Annotated in this window: 11 protein-coding genes and 1 pseudogene; 3 read left to right on the top strand and 9 right to left on the bottom strand. The window is 75.5% G+C overall.

Annotation, left to right across the window (positions count from 1 at the left end; genetic code table 11):
- The first annotated feature begins 9 nt into the window (after nt 1–9).
- Nucleotides 10–789 carry a peptidoglycan recognition protein family protein gene (locus IEZ12_RS10710; RefSeq protein ID WP_189271789.1) on the top strand — a complete coding sequence of 260 codons (780 nt, stop codon included), beginning with the start codon at nt 10–12 and terminating at the stop codon, nt 787–789.
- 94 nt (nt 790–883) lie between these two features.
- Here the strand turns inward: IEZ12_RS10710 and IEZ12_RS10705 are convergent, their stop codons facing one another.
- From IEZ12_RS10705 to IEZ12_RS10685, 5 genes are all read right to left on the bottom strand, one after another.
- Nucleotides 884–4981: an SAV_2336 N-terminal domain-related protein gene (locus IEZ12_RS10705; protein ID WP_189271788.1), complete on the bottom strand. Its 4098-nt coding sequence runs from the start codon at nt 4979–4981 to the stop codon at nt 884–886.
- A 3-nt stretch (nt 4982–4984) separates the two neighbouring features.
- A complete protein-coding gene (locus tag IEZ12_RS10700) occupies nt 4985–5995 on the bottom strand; it encodes an AAA family ATPase (protein ID WP_189271787.1) in 1011 nt (336 codons plus the stop codon).
- A gap of 49 nt (nt 5996–6044) precedes the next feature.
- Nucleotides 6045–8282 carry a VMAP-C domain-containing protein gene (locus IEZ12_RS10695; protein WP_189271786.1) on the bottom strand — a complete coding sequence of 746 codons (2238 nt, stop codon included), beginning with the start codon at nt 8280–8282 and terminating at the stop codon, nt 6045–6047.
- Between the two features lie 5 nt (nt 8283–8287).
- Nucleotides 8288–8713 carry a CU044_2847 family protein gene (locus IEZ12_RS10690; protein WP_189271785.1) on the bottom strand — a complete coding sequence of 142 codons (426 nt, stop codon included), beginning with the start codon at nt 8711–8713 and terminating at the stop codon, nt 8288–8290.
- A gap of 227 nt (nt 8714–8940) precedes the next feature.
- A complete protein-coding gene (locus IEZ12_RS10685) occupies nt 8941–9924 on the bottom strand; it encodes a LysR family transcriptional regulator (RefSeq protein WP_189271784.1) in 984 nt (327 codons plus the stop codon).
- A 219-nt stretch (nt 9925–10143) separates the two neighbouring features.
- Between IEZ12_RS10685 and snpA the strand changes: the two genes are divergently transcribed.
- Nucleotides 10144–10773, top strand: a complete 630-nt coding sequence (gene snpA, locus IEZ12_RS10680; RefSeq protein WP_189271783.1) for a snapalysin — start codon at nt 10144–10146, stop codon at nt 10771–10773.
- A gap of 124 nt (nt 10774–10897) precedes the next feature.
- On the opposite strand, the gene IEZ12_RS10675 is transcribed toward snpA, so the two are convergent.
- The 4 genes from IEZ12_RS10675 to IEZ12_RS10660 form a co-directional block, all read right to left on the bottom strand.
- Complete coding sequence (locus IEZ12_RS10675; RefSeq protein WP_189271782.1) at nt 10898–11797, bottom strand: glycosyltransferase family 2 protein; 900 nt, start codon at nt 11795–11797, stop codon at nt 10898–10900.
- A gap of 2 nt (nt 11798–11799) precedes the next feature.
- Entirely contained in the window at nt 11800–12858 is a 1059-nt protein-coding gene (locus IEZ12_RS10670) for a polysaccharide pyruvyl transferase family protein (RefSeq protein ID WP_189271781.1), read from the bottom strand.
- Nucleotides 12855–13970, bottom strand: coding sequence for a hypothetical protein (locus IEZ12_RS10665; RefSeq protein ID WP_189271780.1), 1116 nt, complete (start codon nt 13968–13970; stop codon nt 12855–12857). Before IEZ12_RS10665 ends, IEZ12_RS10670 begins: the two co-directional genes overlap by 4 nt.
- Nucleotides 13971–14055: 85 nt before the next feature.
- Entirely contained in the window at nt 14056–15183 is a 1128-nt protein-coding gene (locus IEZ12_RS10660; RefSeq protein ID WP_189271779.1) for an S-adenosylmethionine:tRNA ribosyltransferase-isomerase, read from the bottom strand.
- A 221-nt stretch (nt 15184–15404) separates the two neighbouring features.
- Between IEZ12_RS10660 and IEZ12_RS38165 the strand changes: the two are divergent.
- Nucleotides 15405–15693, top strand: a pseudogene (locus tag IEZ12_RS38165) (flavoprotein); the annotation flags it as partial.

Raw genomic sequence — 15693 nt, 5'->3', positions numbered from 1 at the left:
AGGCCCGCCATGTCCAGAATGCCCGGCGCGCGATGGCGCCCGGTACGCAACCGCCGCCCCGGTGGGACGCGCGAGCACCGCGGACTGGTGCTGCACGTCCAGGAGGGCGACAACAGTCCGTTCGGCTGGTTCGACAACCCCGAGTCGCAGGCCTCCTCCGACTTCTGGGTCGCCAGGGACGGCCGGATCGAGCAGTACGTGGAGACCGGCGCCGACCTGGCCTGGGCGCAGGCCGCGGGAAACGCGTACTACGCCTCGGTCGAGACCGAGGGCTACCCCGGGCAGCCCCTGACGGGTGAACAGGTCGACGGTGTGGCCAGGATCTACGCCTGGGGCCACCGCGTGTTCGGCTGGCCGCTCGCGGTGGTCGACTCCACCACCGAGCACGGCCTGACCTACCACGGCGCCGGCGGCGCCGCCTGGGGCGGCCACACCGGCTGCCCCGGCGAACTCCGCAGGGCTCAGCGCGGTGCGATCATCGCCCGGGCCCGGGAGCTGCTGGACGACGCCGGGGATCGCCCGGAACCGCCGCCCCCGCAGCAGCCGGCCGCACACCCGGCCTGGCCCGGCCGGTACCTGCGGGCGCAGACCCCGATGCTGCACGGCGACGACGTGCGGCAGTGGCAGCAGCGGATGCGCGACCGCGGCTGGCGGATCGACGCCGACGGCTGGTACGGCCCCGCCTCCGCCGAGGTGGCCCGCGCCTTCCAGTCGGAGAAGGGCCTCGGCGCGGACGGCGTCGTCGGCCCCCGCACCTGGGACGCCGCCTGGACCGCCCCCGTCAGCTGACCCGTCGCCCGGCCCCGGTCCGGCGGCTCCGACCTGACACCCCGGAGCCGCCGGACCGGGTACCCGGCCGCAGACGGTCTCGGCGCCGCCTGGGCTACGGCGGGGAAGTCCCGCCGGTCAGCGTCGCCACGGCGTCGAGGAGGAGCGTCCGGGTGTCCCGTTCGGCCGCGCCGAGCAGGTCCAGGACGGGGGTGGCGTCCAGTGCGGCGGGTGTCCCGACGTCGTCGACGCGGACCACCAGGAGGTTTCCCCGGGCGGCTGCTGCCGCGACCTGCTCCCACCACCCCGGGTGGCCGGCGGTCCGGGCGACGGCCGCGCGGGAGAGCAGCAGGACGGTGCGCTCGGCGTTGCGGACGGGACCCACGGGGAGTCGCGGGCCGGTTTCGGAGTCCAGCAGGACCGTCTCCACCGCGTAGTGCTCGGACAGTTGGCCCTGGATCCACGACGCCCAGGCAGCGTCGGCCCGGGTGCGGCTGAGGTGGACGCCGGGGAGGGCCGAGCGCACCGGCAGGACGGGCAGGCGGGACAGTTGCTGGAAGCTCTCGGCGACGTCCTCCGCGCTGCCCGGCCGGCGGGCCGGGTCCGGGTCGGTGAGGTCGGCGATCAGCTCCCGGACCGGTTCGGAGACTGTGGACCGGAGGTCGGCGAGGACGGCGGCACGCGGGTCCGGGTCGGACGGCGCTGCGGCCGCCGGCGTCAGGAGTGCGCCGGAGACCAGTGCGAGTGCGACCCGGCCGAGGGAGTAGAGGTCTCCGGCGGGCCGGCCGTCCTGACCGTCCTGTCGCTCGGGCGCGGCGTACGGCGCCGCGTGCCACAGGGGTTCGCCGGTCCGGTCCATGGGGCTGGGGGCGGTGATCCTGGCGTTCCCCCGGTCGTCGATCAGGACTTCCTGCGGGGACAGGCTTCCGTGCACCTCCCCGGCCCGGTGCACGGCGGCCAGCGCGGTGGCGATCTGGGCCAGCCAGCGCAGGCGGCGACCGATCGGCACGGTCGCGACGGCCCCCGAGGCGATCGTCCGGGACAGCGCCCGGCCGGTTCCCCAGGCCGACACCGTGTAGGCCTGGTCCGCGTCGATGCCCATGGCGAGCAGCGGCAGCAGGTGCGGGTGGGGCGGGACGGGCCGCAGGGGCTGTTCGGCCAGGACGGCGTTCCGGTCGTCGGCCGCCGGGCGGGTCCTGATCAGGACGGGCGTGTCGCTGCCGATCGCCTGCGCGATCCACAGGCCGTCGAGGTCGTTCAGGATCCGGTAGTCGACGCCCCCGACGGCGAAGGCGGTCAGCGGACGGGGCCGGGCGCCGCCCTCGGACGGCGCCGGTGTCGGCGGGGCGGCGGCGGCCGTCGTGGCGGGGTTCGGCCTGGTGCGGATCGAGTCCGGGTTCCACAGCCGGGGGCGGCGGTCCGCATCGGCGACCAGGACGTGCGGCGCCCCGCTGTGGGTGACGGCGCGGGCGATGTGCCCGTCGGGGACGGCCGTGCTGCCGTACAGGAACCCGGAGGACAGTTCCCAGCGGCGCACCGTGCGGTCGTCGGAGACGGTGATCGCGGTCGCGCCGCCCGCTCCCACGACGAGCTGGGTGACCGGGCCGGTGTGTCCGGTCAGGACCCTGCGGCACCTGCCGTTGTTGGCGCTCCAGACCCGGACGGTGCTGTCGTCGCTGATGGTGACGGCCTGCGGCTGGCCCTGGACGATGTTCAGGGCGATCCGGTTGACCGGCTTGGTGTGACCCGACATCACGATCTTGGACTGCCCGTCGAGCAGGTCCCAGCCCCGACAGGTGCCGTCGGCGGACGCGGTGAACACGTAGGTCCGGTCGTACACGGTGGTCACGGCCGCGTGGGTGACGGGGCCGCGGTGGCCGGTCAGCACGTTCCGGCAGGTTCCGCCGGTGAGGTCCCAGACCCGCGCGGTGCCGTCCGCCGAGGTGGTGATCGCGTGCGGGCGCCGCTCGAAGACGGTGGTGGTGGCGAAGGTGACGGGGCCGCGGTGGCCGGTCAGCACGTTCCGGCAGGAGCTGTCGACGAGGTCCCAGATCCGGGCGGTGCCGTCGGCGGACGCGGTGATCGCGTGCTGGCGGCGATCGAGGACCGCGGTGGTGACGAAGGTGACCGGCGCCTCGTGGCCGGTCAGCGCGTACTCGCGCTGCCACCGCACCATGCTCCAGACCTCCACGGAGCCCGAATCGGTGCACACGAGCGCGTGGGGGTGGCCCTTTACCACCGCGGCCTCGACGTGGCTCACACCCTGCGGGAAGCCCGTCCGCCGGCCGGACCACGGACTGTAGGCGTCCGGCGGCCAGAGCCTGACGCCCCGTCGGTCGTGGACGACGCTGTAGGTCATTCCGTTGGCCGCCACCATGGCGACGCCGAGGTCCGGGAGGACGTCCGCGGCCGTCGCGGACGCGGAAGCCTCGGGCTCGGTCACCGGAGGGTCGGCGGGCTCGGAAGCCGCAAGCTCGGCGGGCTCGGCGGGCTCGGAGACCACAGGCTCGACGGGCTCGGCAGCCGTCGCGGCCGGTTCCGCGTCGCTCTCCAGGCTCACTCCGAGGTGCCGCAGCAGCGCCGGCCCGATGGTGGCGAACGCGGTGCCCTCGGGGACGGGGCCGCCGCGCAGCCGGGGGTCGGCGAGCCAGGCGGGGAAGTCCGGCGAGGTGCCGGCCAGTGAGGTGATCCGGGCGGACACGGCGCGGGTCACGGCGACCAGGCTGCCGGTGGGGAAGGCGGCGAAGAGTTCGTCCTTCACCGCGGCGGGGAAGTCGAACAGCCGCTGGTTGGGCGGGAGTTCGGCGGCCTGCCCGGGCGGGGGCGGGACCGGGCGGAGCAGACCGCCGAGGAAGACCTCGGCCAGCGGCACCGATCCGGCCCGGCCCGTCGGGTCGAGCGCGGACTGGGCCAGCCGCATCACCGGCACGCTGACGGGTGCGAGCGCCGCGAGGTGCGCGGCGAGGCGGTGCGCCGTCGGCGAGACTCCCGCGACGAAGCGCTCCAGCGCGCGGGCCGGTGCCGGTGCGCCGCCGGGGCGGGCCTGGACGCGGGTCGCCGACGGCGCGTCGGCGGGACGGGCGAGGGCGGACGGCTGCCACAGCGGCAGCTCCACCTCGGCGCCGCCGGCGGACAGCAGGCGCGCCCAGTCCGCGAGCGCGGCCGGGGTCAACTCCAGAACGGGCACGGGGCCGTCGGCCGGCCGGCCGGAGAACCAGGGCATCAGCGGGTCGCGCACGGTCCAGGTGTGGTTGGCGGCCCCGCGCCGCTCCGCCCGGACGCTCAGGTGGCGGGCCGCCAGGCCGGTGCCGGCCCACAGCCGTCGGGGCAGCGTGTGGACGACGGCGAGCGGCCCGATCCGGGCCCAGTCGCCGAGAACCCGGCGCATCCGGCCGTCCCGCCAGGCCAGGCCGGCGCCGTCGCTGACGACGATGACCAGGGTCTGCCCGGTCGGGTCGACGACCGCCCTGGTGGGGATGGTGGCGGGCGCGTCGGTGAACGGCCGGGGGCGCAGGGCGATCGGGTCCGGCCCGCGCGAGCGCAGGCCCAGGTGCTGGATCTGGCGGAAGGCGCCGGTGTGCTGGAGGAGGTCGGACAGTTCGGCGACCAGCCGCCGCCACAGCAGCATCGAGACGCCGTCGTCGACGACCAGCAGGCAGCGCAGCCAGCGTTCCCGGGCGGGCCGCAGGACGACGATCGGCTGCCGGCTCTCGGCGATGGCCTCGGCGGACGCCCGCTCGTCGATGAACCGGTGGTGGCTGCTGGGCCGGTGCTGCCGCAGCGGGCGCAGGCTGCGGGCCAGCAGCCGTTCCTGCGGCAGCTCCTTCGGCTCGGGCACGCGGAGACTGTGGCCGCCGCCGCTGCGGCGGGCCCGGTCGGCGGCCGGGCGGGCGGCGGAGTGCAGGGGCAGGCCGTCCGGTTCGGCAGCCGGCGGCGACGGTTCGTCGGGCGACGACTCGCCGCCGCCGGCGGAGTCGTCCGGTGCCGGTGCCGGTGCCGGCGGTTCGGGTCGGCCGCCCATGACGGGCCCGGGCGCGGCCTCCGGCGCGGCCGGGACATCCGGCCCGTCCGCCCCGGCCGCCCCGGCGGCACGGGCCCGGTCGGCCCGGAGCCGGTCGGCGAGCCAGAGCGCGTCGAGCAGGGCGTGGGGGTCGAGGTCCAGCCCGGCCTCGGCGAGGGCGGCCAGGACGCGGGGCGCCGTGTCCGGATGCAAGGGTCAGCTCGTCCCGCCGAGGCTGCGGAGCACGGCCCGCAGCACGTGGTCCTGATTGGCGGGGACGCCGCCGCTGCGCAGGAAGACCGCGTTGAGGAGCTGGTCGGTGGCGAGTTCGCCCTCGGCGCGGCGTTCGAGGAACTCCTCCAGGAGCGCCTCGGCCGCGGGCAGGGCCGCGCTGCCGAGGTGGGTGGTGACGATGTCGAGGAGGCGGTCGCGGTCGGGGTCGGGCAGGTCGAGGCGCAGGCAGCGCCGCAGGAACGCCGGGGGGAACTCGCGTTCGCCGTTGCTGGTGATGACGACGACCGGGAACTCCGTGCAGGTGATCCGGCCGTCCCGGACCGCGACCGGCGCGCCGTCCGGGCCGGCGGGGTGCACCAGGACCTCGCGCGGCGCGTCGTCGTCGGGGTCCCGCCGCAGCCGGGCGAGTTCGGGGATGTCGAAGAACCCGTCCTCGAAGACGGTCAGTAGGTCGTTGGGCAGGTCCAGGTCGCCCTTGTCCAGTTCGTCGACCAGCAGCACCCGGGGCAGTGCGCCGGGCACCAGCGCGGTGCCGACCGGGCCGAGGTGGATGAACGCGCCCGGGTCGCCGCCGGGGTCGTCCGCCCCGCCGCTCGGCCCGCTGCGCAGCGCGCTCTCCCGCAGCCGTCCGATCGCGTCGTACCGGTAGAGCGCGTCCTGCAGCGTGGAGCGGGAGTTGACGGGCCAGTGGAGGACGGCGCCGAGGCCGAGTTCGTGGGCGACGGCGTGGGCGAGCGAGGACTTGCCGGTGCCGGGCCGGCCGGTGACCAGCAGCGGGCGGCGCAGGTGCAGGGCGGCGTTGACGATGTCGGCCTCGGCCCGGCCGAGCCGGTACGGGAACGGCTGCGGCGCGTCCGGGTCGTGGTCCGGGCGGGTGCCGAACCGCCGCCAGGGCGGGGCGGCGGGCAGCGCCGTGACGGCGCGGCGCAGGCCGTCGCCGTGGAAGAGCTGCCAGCCGTCGGGGGCGGTCGCCGGGGTGGTGGCCGGGTTCATTCGGGCGCTCCGGAGGTCGGTGGACGGTCGGCTGGGGGGTGGTCGGTGATCACAGGGCCGGTCGCTCCTCCGGGTCGAACAGGTCCAGGACCGTCGGCGCGGGCCGGTCGGGGTGCTCCTGGGCGAGTGCGGGCCGGACCGGGTGCTTGGCGCCGTCGCCGTGGACGAGTGCCCGGTAGCGGCGGACGCGTTCGGCGAGCCCGCCATGGGTTCCGTCGGGGCCGACCGGGTCGAAGTGGTCGACCGGCAGCGGGCCGGCGGTCTCGCGGTCCCACAGCACCACGGGGACGCCGACGACCAGGCAGATCGCGGCGTACCGGTGCCGGACGGCGGTGTCGGGGCTGCGCACCACGACCCGGGCGGTGCGCTGGTCGTGCTTGACGGCCGCGACCACCTGGCGGGGCTCGCGGTGCGACTCGTCGAGGTGCAGGGCGGGGATGCGGTCGCGGTGCGCCCAGCGCCGGCGCAGCGACCCGGTGCGTTCCGCCTGGCGGACTCCGCTGAGCTCGCCGCCGAGCCGGACCACTACCTGGTGGTTGAGGCCGAGCGGTTCGGGCCCGAAGCCGAGCCCGTACGGGTCGTCGGGTTCGGCGGCGTCCCAGTCCTCGACCGGCAGGCCGAGGTCGTGGGGGTCGAGGAAGAACTCGACGAGGGCCTCGCCGCCGCCGGCGGCCACGATGGCGTGGATGTGCCGGGCGACGGCGTCCGGCGGCAGCGGCTCCGCGGCCTGTTCGGCGGCGGGTCTGGGCCGGCCGCCGTCCTCGTCGATCCACACCTGGCACAGGTAGCGTCCCGGTCCGCTGCCGCCCGCGTGCTGGTAGCGGCTGAGGCCGACGGCGACGCGCGGTCGGGTGGGGGTGCGGGTGGCGCGGGCGGCCCAGTCGGCGGCGTCCGCCCGGTGTTCGAGCAGCGCCGGGTCGGGGATGCCGAGCCGACGGGCGACCCGGCCGGCCCAGTCGTGGTGTTCGTCGGCCGCGGCCGGCCGGGCGCCGCGCAGTTGGGCCGCGCGGTACTCCACCAGCCGCAGCAGCGGTGGCACCCGGGGGATGCCCGGGGCGGCGGACGGCCCGCCGTGCAGGGTCTCCAGATGGGCGATCAGGCCGGGCACCGCGTCCTGTTCGAGGGTGGCCGCGTGTTCGCCCGCGGCGGGCAACCGGACGCCGGCGGGCAGCGGGACGTCCGGCAGCGCGGCCCGGAACGCGGTGCCGAGCGGCAGGTCGGGGACGGGCTCGCCGAGCAGCCGGACCAGCCAGCCGTGCTCCTCCGGCGACAGCAGCGTGGGGATGCCCAGCATCCGGCCGTGCGCGGCGAGGCGGTCGGCGGCCCCGGGGTGCGCGGGGCGCAGGGACTCGCAGAGGGCGGCCAGCGCGCGCGGCGTGTCGGCGAGCACCGTCGCGAGTTCGTCCGGGGCGGGTCCGCTGTCCTCGGCGCCGAGCACGGTGAGTCCGCAGGCGTCGGCCATCGCGCGGGCGTGCCGGCCGCGGAGCGCGGCGGTCGACAGTTCGGCCCGGATGATCGCGGCGAGCCGGCGGTGGCTCTCCTGGCCGGCCGGCGTGGCCGGGCCGTCCGCGGTCGCCGCGGGTGCGGGCGGGAGCAGCAGGTGGGCGGCCGACTCCCCGAGCCGCTCGGCGAGTTGCTCGGCGAGTTGCTCGCGGGCGACCTGCCAGGGGATGGCCAGCCCCCGGTCGTCGTAGCCGGCGCCGGTCAGCTTGCCGACGACCAGGCCGACGACGGCCTCGTCCGCGGGCGACCAGAGCGGGCCGCCGCTGTAGCCGGGGACGATGCCCGGCCCGGTGGCGAGGGCCCGGTCGAGGTAGAACAGCGCCGGACCGCAGGCGGTGACGCTGGTGTCCACGTAGCTCTCGGGGGCCCGGCCGCTGTACCAGGCGCGGACGTTCTGGCCGCGGCGCAGGCTGAGCCAGCGCTGTTCGACGACGCTGGGCGGCGGGTCTCCGTCGAGTTCGAGCAGTGCCAGGTCGCCGTGCCACTCCGGCGTGCCCGCCGTGACGGGGCCGCCGCCCGGGGCGCGCGGTGCGACCCACACGGTGCAGCGGGCGGTGGCGGTGCCGCTGCGGAACCCGAGCCGCAGCGGGGCCGGGCCGGGATCGGACGGGTCGAGCTGGCTCCGGCCGAGCGCGTCGTTGACCACGTGGGCGCAGGTCAGGACGTGTCGCCCGGTCAGGTACACCCCGCAGCCGGAGGCCTGACCGGTTCCGGTGAGGACGGTGGCCAGCGAGGAGAGCAGCTCCCGTTCCGCGGTGTCCCCGCCGGTCCCGAACCAGCCCATGACGCTCAGTCGCCGTCCGGCTGCGCGGGCAGCGCGGGGGGCAGCTTCCAGGTCGCCGAGACGGTCAGGGTCGACTCGGCCTTGCCGCCGACGATGCCGAGCTTGAGGTCGGCGCCGAACTGCACCCCGAACTCGACGGACACCTCGTCCGGGCGCGCCGGGACGGCCGCCACGGTGTCGTGGACCTCCTGCAGCAGCGGCACCAGCGGCCGAAGGGCCAGGCGCAGCGCGTCCCGCGCGAGTTCCGCCGTCCGGGCCCCCGCCCCGCTGGAGACCGGCACGGCCCCGACCAGGTCCGGCGGCCTGCCCCAGTCCGCTTCCGCCGCCCCCTGCGCGCCGTCGGCCGGCCGGGCCGCGACCCGGCCGATCGGGAAGACCCGCAGCATGATCGACGTGTCGTCAGAGAGGCCGAGCTCGATGTACTCCGTCACGCGGACGAGTATGGCGGCGGCCGGACCGACGTGTCGGCAAAACCCAAAAGCCTTTGCAGACCGGTGACTTCACCGTGCTCATGACTACCGGCCGGGTGGTGCAGGGCGGCGAGCGCGCCCAACAGGGCGCACTGCAGGCGCTGTTGCTCGGGGCCGCCGGTTCGACTTCGAACTCCCCGAACACCGGCGGCGCGGGGCGGGCGGAACCCCCGGCGCCCTGCCGGCGATCAGCCCGGTGACCCCGTCGGGGCGAGGAGGGTGTGGAGGGAGCGGTTGTGGTGGCGCAGCCAGGCCCGGTAGGCGGGGTTGACGCTGGCGAGGTCGAGGTAGGCGTGGCAGAGGTCGACCCAGAGTCCGTCGAGTGCCGGGCCGCCGACGGTGTCGGGGCGCCAGGTGAGGAGCAGCCGGACGGCCAGCGGGTCGCCGTGGACGGGGCGCAGGACGGTGCCGGGGCCGGGTGGTGAGGTGGGCTGGCAGGGGCGGACGGCTTCGCCGGAGGCGACGAGTTCGGCGGCGGTGGCGTTGTCGCGGACCTGGACGACCCGCGGGTCGAGTCCGGCGTCGGCGAAGATCCGGCGCAGTGCGGCGTACTCGTGGTCGGCGGTCGGGTCGACCATCCAGGTGTCGTCGGCGAGGTCGGCGAGGTCGACGACCGGTCGGCCGGCGGCGGGGTGGGTCTCGGCGAGGGCGACGAACTGGGGTTCGCGGGCGACCAGCACCCGCTGCTCGGTGCCGGCCGGCACGTGCAGCGGAAAGCCCTCGCTCTCGTGGACGAAAGCGATGTCGAGCTGTTCGGCGGCGACCAGGTGGATCAGGGCGATCGCCGAGATGTCGATGTGGATGGTGGTGTCGGTCTCCGGGAGCCGGTCGTGGATGCGGCGCAGCCAGGCGGGGACGGCGCGGCTGCCGACGCTGCCGATCCGCAGTCGGCGGCGGCCGGGTCCGGCGGCCTCGGCGCGGGCGGCGGCGACGAGGGCGTCCATCTCGGTGATCAGCGGTCGGGCCCGGGAGAGCACCGAGTGGCCGAGGGCGGTGGGGCGGCTGCCGGTCTGTTCGCGGGTGAACAGCCGTCCGCCGAGGGCCCGTTCGATGCGGTGCAGCTGGGTGGTGAGCGACGGCTGGGCCATGCCGAGCCGTCGGGCGGCCTTCCGGACGCTGCCGGTGTCCGCGATCGCGCACAGCACCCGCAGGTGTCGGACGTCGAGCTCCATCACGGGAGCATAGCCAGGCGTCCATTGCTTGCCAAGAGCATGTCAAGAGTAGATCGGCGATCCGTCAAATCAAGGGTTCTGCACGGGTATTGCCCCGAGCTATCGCCGGTTGCCATCTCCGCGCCCCGCCCGCCCTGCCCCAAGCTCGGTGCAACACCTTGCCACCGCGTCCCGGACGGCCTCCCCATGCCCCCGGGACCCGCGAAATGGAGTCCCCACATGAACCGCTCCATGACCGTGCTCGCCGCCGCCCTCGGGCTGGTCCTCGCGGCCGGCACCGCCGCCGTGCCCGCCGCCGCAGCCACCACAGCCCAGGGCTACACCCCGGCCGCGGGCATCGCCGCCAAGTCCTCCGAGGACGCCAACAACAAGGCGTTCTACGAGGCCGTGATGAAGTCGGCCCGTGCCAAGCAGGCGGCCAACCCCTACCTGCTGGCCGTCACCGTCACCTACGACGCCAGCCAGGCCCCGACCTTCCGCACCGTCATATCCCAGAGCGCGCAGATCTGGAACTCCTCGGTCGCCAACGTCCAGCTCCGCTCCGGCACCAACGCCGACTTCCGCTACTACGAGGGCAACGACTCCCGCGGCTCCTACGCCTCCACCGACGGCCACGGCGGCGGCTACATCTTCCTCGACTACGCGCAGAACCGGCAGTACAGCTCGCTGCGCGTCGTCGCCCACGAGACCGGCCACGTGCTCGGCCTGCCCGACCACTACTCCGGCCCGTGCAGCGAGCTGATGTCCGGCGGCGGCCCCGGCACCTCCTGCACCAACCCGAACCCGAACACCACCGAGCGGAGCCGGGTCAACAGCCTCTGGCTGTACGGCCTGGCCGTCGCCGGCTGACCCCCGCCCGTCCAGGACGCCGGCCCCGCCCCGAGCCGGGTCGGCGTCCGACCCGCCGCAGGACCCCCGCCGGCGTCGGCCGCCTCGCCCCGGGAGCGGGCGAGGCGGCATCCGGCGGCCGGTGTCACAGGCAGGGCACCCGGTAGCGGACGCTGCCGTTGAGCCGTCCGACGCGGAACGCGGTGTCGAAGCACCACCGGCCGGCCTGTTCGCTGTCGGCGAGTTCGGGCAGCCGGCGCAGCAGCCGCAGCCAGGTGCGCGCGGCTTCCGCGGGAGTGACGGCCGGAAGGCCGTGGACGCGGAAGTCACGCATCAGCCGGGCGTCGCCGACGCCGTAGCCGTAGGCCTGTCTGACCAGCGGTCCGAGGCGTTCGCGCAGCCGGTACCGCATCACCGCGTCGGGCGCGTAGGCGAGGGTGTAGTCGGCGAGGAGGGCGCGCCAGCAGAATTCGACCTCGTCGCCGCCACCCGCGTAGCCCTCGTCGAACCCGCCCAGGGCGTGGTAGACGTCCGCACGGACGCCGAGGCTGCAGCCCATCGCGAAGGGCAGGTAGTCCAGGGCGACGGGGAGCCGGTCGCGGGGCTGCGGCGTCCGCCAGGAGCGGGCGTGGTGGTTGGCCGTGGTGTACGGGGCCGGGTAGCCGCCGACCAGGTGCGCGGTGCCGGCCGCCCGGGCCATGGCACGGAGCCAGCCCGGTGTCGCGGTGTCGTCGGCGTCGCAGAAGACCAGCACGTCGCCGCGGGCGGTGACGGCGCCGATGTTCCTGGCGTGGTTGATGCCGGGGCGCGCCGAGGCCGCGACGACCCGCAGGCCCGGCAGCCGGTCGGCCCATCGCAGGGCGGTGGCCGCCGTGTCGTCGGTGGATCCGTTGTCGGCGACGATGACCTCCCACGAACCGGTGTGGTCCTGCCGGCTGAGTGCGGCCAGTTGCCCGGGAAGGAGGGCGGCGGCGTCGCGGGCCGGGATGATCACGCTGAGCAGTTCGGGTGCGGGGAGGGCGGACGGGAGCGGCTCTCGGCCCATGGTCACGTCTCCTGCCGCAGCCGGTCCGCCTGGGCCGCGGCGTGCCGCAGCGCCCGGTGCGGTGTCGGGGCCAGGTGGGTCCGCGGCCATCCGTGCCGGTGGCGCCAGGTGTTCCGGTAGCTGCTGATCTTCCCGTTCCGGTCGTCGAGCACGGTGTGGGGGATGCCCAGGAGCAGACAGAGCAGGTGCGCGTGGAGCCGGTCGGTCACGACCGCCCCGGCGCTGCCGAGCAGCCGGCAGCCGCGGCGCAGCTGCAGCCGGGCATGGGCGTCGAAGGCGTCGGCCAGGGCCTCGGCCGACCGGTCGGAGGTGCTCCGGCGGAGGGCGTCGGCCGCCGCCCGGATCGCCGTGCGGACGCTTCGCAGCTGCTCCGCCCAGTCGGGACCGCCGCCTTCACCGGCGTTCCAGTCGGTGCGGTGCACCGTGCGGTCCGGAGCCGGCTCGGCGTGCGGGGCGGCCTCGTGGTCGGTCCGCGCGAGCCACAACAGGCGGCGGTGGGGCGTTCCGGCGGCCGGCAGGTCCTGGAGTGCGAAGACGGAGTCGGGGACGAGGACGCTGCGGGCCGCGAACGCGTCGCGGGCCCGCCGCAGGCTGTGGGCGTCGCGCAGCAGCAGCGTCAGATCGGGGTGCGCGTCGAAGACCGCCCGGGCGCGGGCGAGGTTCCGCGGGTCGTCGAAGTGCACGGATTGCGGGAGTTGGACGATCCGGTGCCGTGGAAACGCGCGGACGACCCGTTCCCGCAACTGCTGGTGGTGGGGCCACAGATCGCCGAGGTTGCCGCCGCCGTGCAGCAGGATGGCGCCGGTCGGCAGGCGCCGGGCGAGGTCGGCCTCCGCGAAGGTGTGCCGGTCGCAGACGTAGGCGAGGTCGACGTCCAGTTCCCGCAGCAGGGCCCGCTCGCCCAGCCAGATCGCGGAGTCGCCGACGTTGGCGTGGTGGGGGAAGTCCACCAGCGCGCACCGGGTGCCCGGCGGGAGGAGTCCGCGGAGCACCGCGGTCGACTCGGCCCCGGCCTTCGCCCGGATCGCGGCCGCCGGATCGACGTCCCGCCGACCGGTCACCGGACGGCGCCCCGGTACAACCGCTGCGCGGCGCTGCGGTGGGCGTGGTCCGCGGCTTCGGCGATGTCGCGCCGTCCACGGGCGGTGGCGTCCTCGGCGAGCGAGCGCATCGACTCCATCGCACCCTCCGAACGCAGCGGGGCCGTACGGAGCCGGTCGAGGTCGAGCACCGTCGGCAGGGTGCGGCAGTGCCGGAGCGAACCCGCCATGTCGAAGGCGGCCATGGTCCGCAGGCACTTCTCGCAGATCCCGCAGTTGTGGGCGGGCCGGCTCAGCCAGCACACTCCGAGGTTCTCCCACACCAGGGGCGAGGCGGCGAGGTGCCGTTCGACCTTGTCGGTGCGGGTGGCCTCGGCGCCGTCGTGCACGATCTCCAGGCCCTCGGTGGACCACAGGTGGTCCAGCAGCGGGTGGGAGCCGAGCGGCGGCAGCCGGCTGTACTGGTCGCTGGCGGCGATCAGGCACCGGCCGAGCAGCCCCTGCAGGGCCAGCGCGACGGCGGCCAGCGCGGCCCCGTGGAACTCCTCCCAGTGCACCAACTCGGCTGTCGCGGCACGGACGTCGGTCTCCACCACCACCGCCGCGCAACCGGATTCGGCAGCCACCCGGCGGACCCGGGAGAGCAGTCGGTCGTAGTCCGCGCCCCGGTGCCGGTCGAAGTTGGCGTGCACCAGCGCGTCGACCGGCCGGTGCCCGGGCCGGCCGTGCCGGTCGCGGTCCTTGAGCAGGCTGTAGAAACAGTCCACCCCCGTGCTGAAGAACAGCCCGACGCCGTCCGCGGACGCCTCCGCCGGAGCCTCCTCCGCCACGGCGAACCGCACCGGCCGCAGCCGTGCTCCCCACCACGCGTGGTAGATCTCCATCGCGGTCTGTGCGGACCTGAGCAGGCGCGGCGAGACCGGGGCGGCGACGGTCAGGTCCTCGCCCAGTGCCATGGCCGGCATCACCAGTGCGGCGAAGAAGGCGTCGCCGCGCACCGGCAGCCAGTCGCGATCGCCGCCGCGCACGGTGAAGGACAGCTGCCGCCCCTCGGGCCACGACGCGGTCCGGACGGTGGCGGACAGCCGCCAGCCGTCCGCCACCGGAGTGCGAACGACGTTGTCAACGAGCACTGGAATCACATCCGTTCACCGAGGGCCCGGCCCCGACCTCCGGGGCCTTCGGGGACCGCGCCGGACAGCAGGAGCCGAAGACCCGTCAGACGATCAGCATCGAGTCGCCGAACTCGTGGAACCGGTACGCGCCGGGCACCAGCTCCCGCCGGTAGACGTCGAGCAAGGGCTCACGGCCGGTGAACGCGGACGTGAGCAGCAGCTCCGAACTCCTGGGCCGGTGCAGGTTCGTGATGAACGCGTCGCAGGCCCGGAACCGGTGCCCCGGGGTGATCCGCAGCTGCGTGGAACCGCTCCCCTCCGACACCACGCCGTCCGGGCCGGTCACCGTCTCCAGGGTGCGCAACGCCGAGGTGCCGCACACCACCACCCGGCCGCCCCTCGCCCGGCGCTCGTTGATCGCCTCCGCGACGGGCGCGGCGACCTCGTAGCGTTCCGCCCGCGGGAAGTCGAAGCCCTCGGTCCGGGCCGCACGGTCCACCCGGTCCTCCGCGGCGACGTCACCGGCGCCGCCCTCGGCGACCCGCTTGCGGAACAGCTCGCGGACGAAGTGGTGCGAGCGGGCGGCGATCAGCAACGTCACCTCGGCCACCGCAACTCCCATGTCCTGCAGCCGATCCAGGACCGCCGGCGTGAAGTGGCGCCCCGCCGAGGGGAAGAGGACCGCCCCGGGGCGGGTGCCGTACACGTTCTGGTAGTACTCCGGGTCGGCGGGCACCTGTTTGAGGTACCCGGGATAGATCGGCTCGGCCAGCCGGTACAGCGTCTCGCCGTCACCGGGGGTGAGCCGGATCTCCCAGACACCGGGCTCGACCTCGGCCACCAGCCGTCCCGCGACCTGGCGTTCGGGCCCCAGCCGGAACTCGGCGCCCGGCCGGCAGACCGCGGCCGGCGCCACCAGGCAGTACCACCCGCCGTCCGGCCGCGGCGAGTGGATGCTCACCGCGACGACCCTGCCCTCGCCGTCCTCCCCGTACAACAGCGTCGGCACCACGCGCGCGTTGTTCAGCACGAGCACGTCCTCGGGCCCGAAGTACGCGTCGATGTCGCGGAAACTGCGGTGCTCCACCTGGGCCGTGCCACGTCTCAGCACGGCCAGCCGGGCATCGCACCGCTCGCCGCCGCGCGCCTCGGGCGGCTCCTGGGCCACCAGATCGTCCGGCAGATCGAACGTGTAGTCATCAGGGTCGTCAGCGGTTCCTGCGGGCTCCATGAGACTCTCCCGTCGTCAGCAGCAGCGCATGCGCCGCCCACGCTATGGGGGCCCGCTCCGGGTGTCCTCCGCACACCGGCCGATCGGACGGTTCCGCCCCCGCGCCGGCCGCACGAGCCGTCCCACCGCGCGAGACCCGTCGCCAACTGCCCCGGGCCGGCGAGGACTCGTCCGGCACCGCCGGGGTTGCAGCCCGCACGACGCAGGCATGGACTGCACGCATGACCGCCCGCACCCTGTACCTGATCGGCTGCGCCGCCCCGCCCGTGCGCGACATCGGCATCGGCATCCGGGCTGCCCAAGCGGCCGACTGGGACGTCTGCGCCATCCTCACCCCCGCCGCACACCGCTGGGCGGACCAGGACTTCCCGGGCCTGATCGACGAGCTCCGCACGCTCACCGGCCACCCCGTTCGCCACCAGTACGGCCTGCCCTCCCAGTCCGGCAGGACGCCCGCTCCCGATGCCCTCCTGGTCGCGCCGTTGACCGCGAACACACTCAACAAGTGGT

It is taken from the genome of Kitasatospora griseola (assembly GCF_014648555.1).
GTDB classification, from domain to species: domain Bacteria; phylum Actinomycetota; class Actinomycetes; order Streptomycetales; family Streptomycetaceae; genus Kitasatospora; species Kitasatospora griseola.
The sequence above is the reverse complement of the archived record's forward strand: the minus strand, read 5'-3'. Positions and strand labels throughout refer to the sequence as shown.

Coding starts and splice junctions, on each gene's coding strand:
- IEZ12_RS10695 (WP_189271786.1), bottom strand. CDS start 8,282: ATGGGCTGGTTCGGGACCGGCGGGGACACCGCGGAACGGGAGCTGCTC.
- snpA (WP_189271783.1), top strand. CDS start 10,144: ATGAACCGCTCCATGACCGTGCTCGCCGCCGCCCTCGGGCTGGTCCTC.
- IEZ12_RS10675 (WP_189271782.1), bottom strand. CDS start 11,797: ATGGGCCGAGAGCCGCTCCCGTCCGCCCTCCCCGCACCCGAACTGCTC.
- IEZ12_RS10660 (WP_189271779.1), bottom strand. CDS start 15,183: ATGGAGCCCGCAGGAACCGCTGACGACCCTGATGACTACACGTTCGAT.
- IEZ12_RS10710 (WP_189271789.1), top strand. CDS start 10: ATGTCCAGAATGCCCGGCGCGCGATGGCGCCCGGTACGCAACCGCCGC.
- IEZ12_RS10700 (WP_189271787.1), bottom strand. CDS start 5,995: ATGAACCCGGCCACCACCCCGGCGACCGCCCCCGACGGCTGGCAGCTC.
- IEZ12_RS10685 (WP_189271784.1), bottom strand. CDS start 9,924: ATGGAGCTCGACGTCCGACACCTGCGGGTGCTGTGCGCGATCGCGGAC.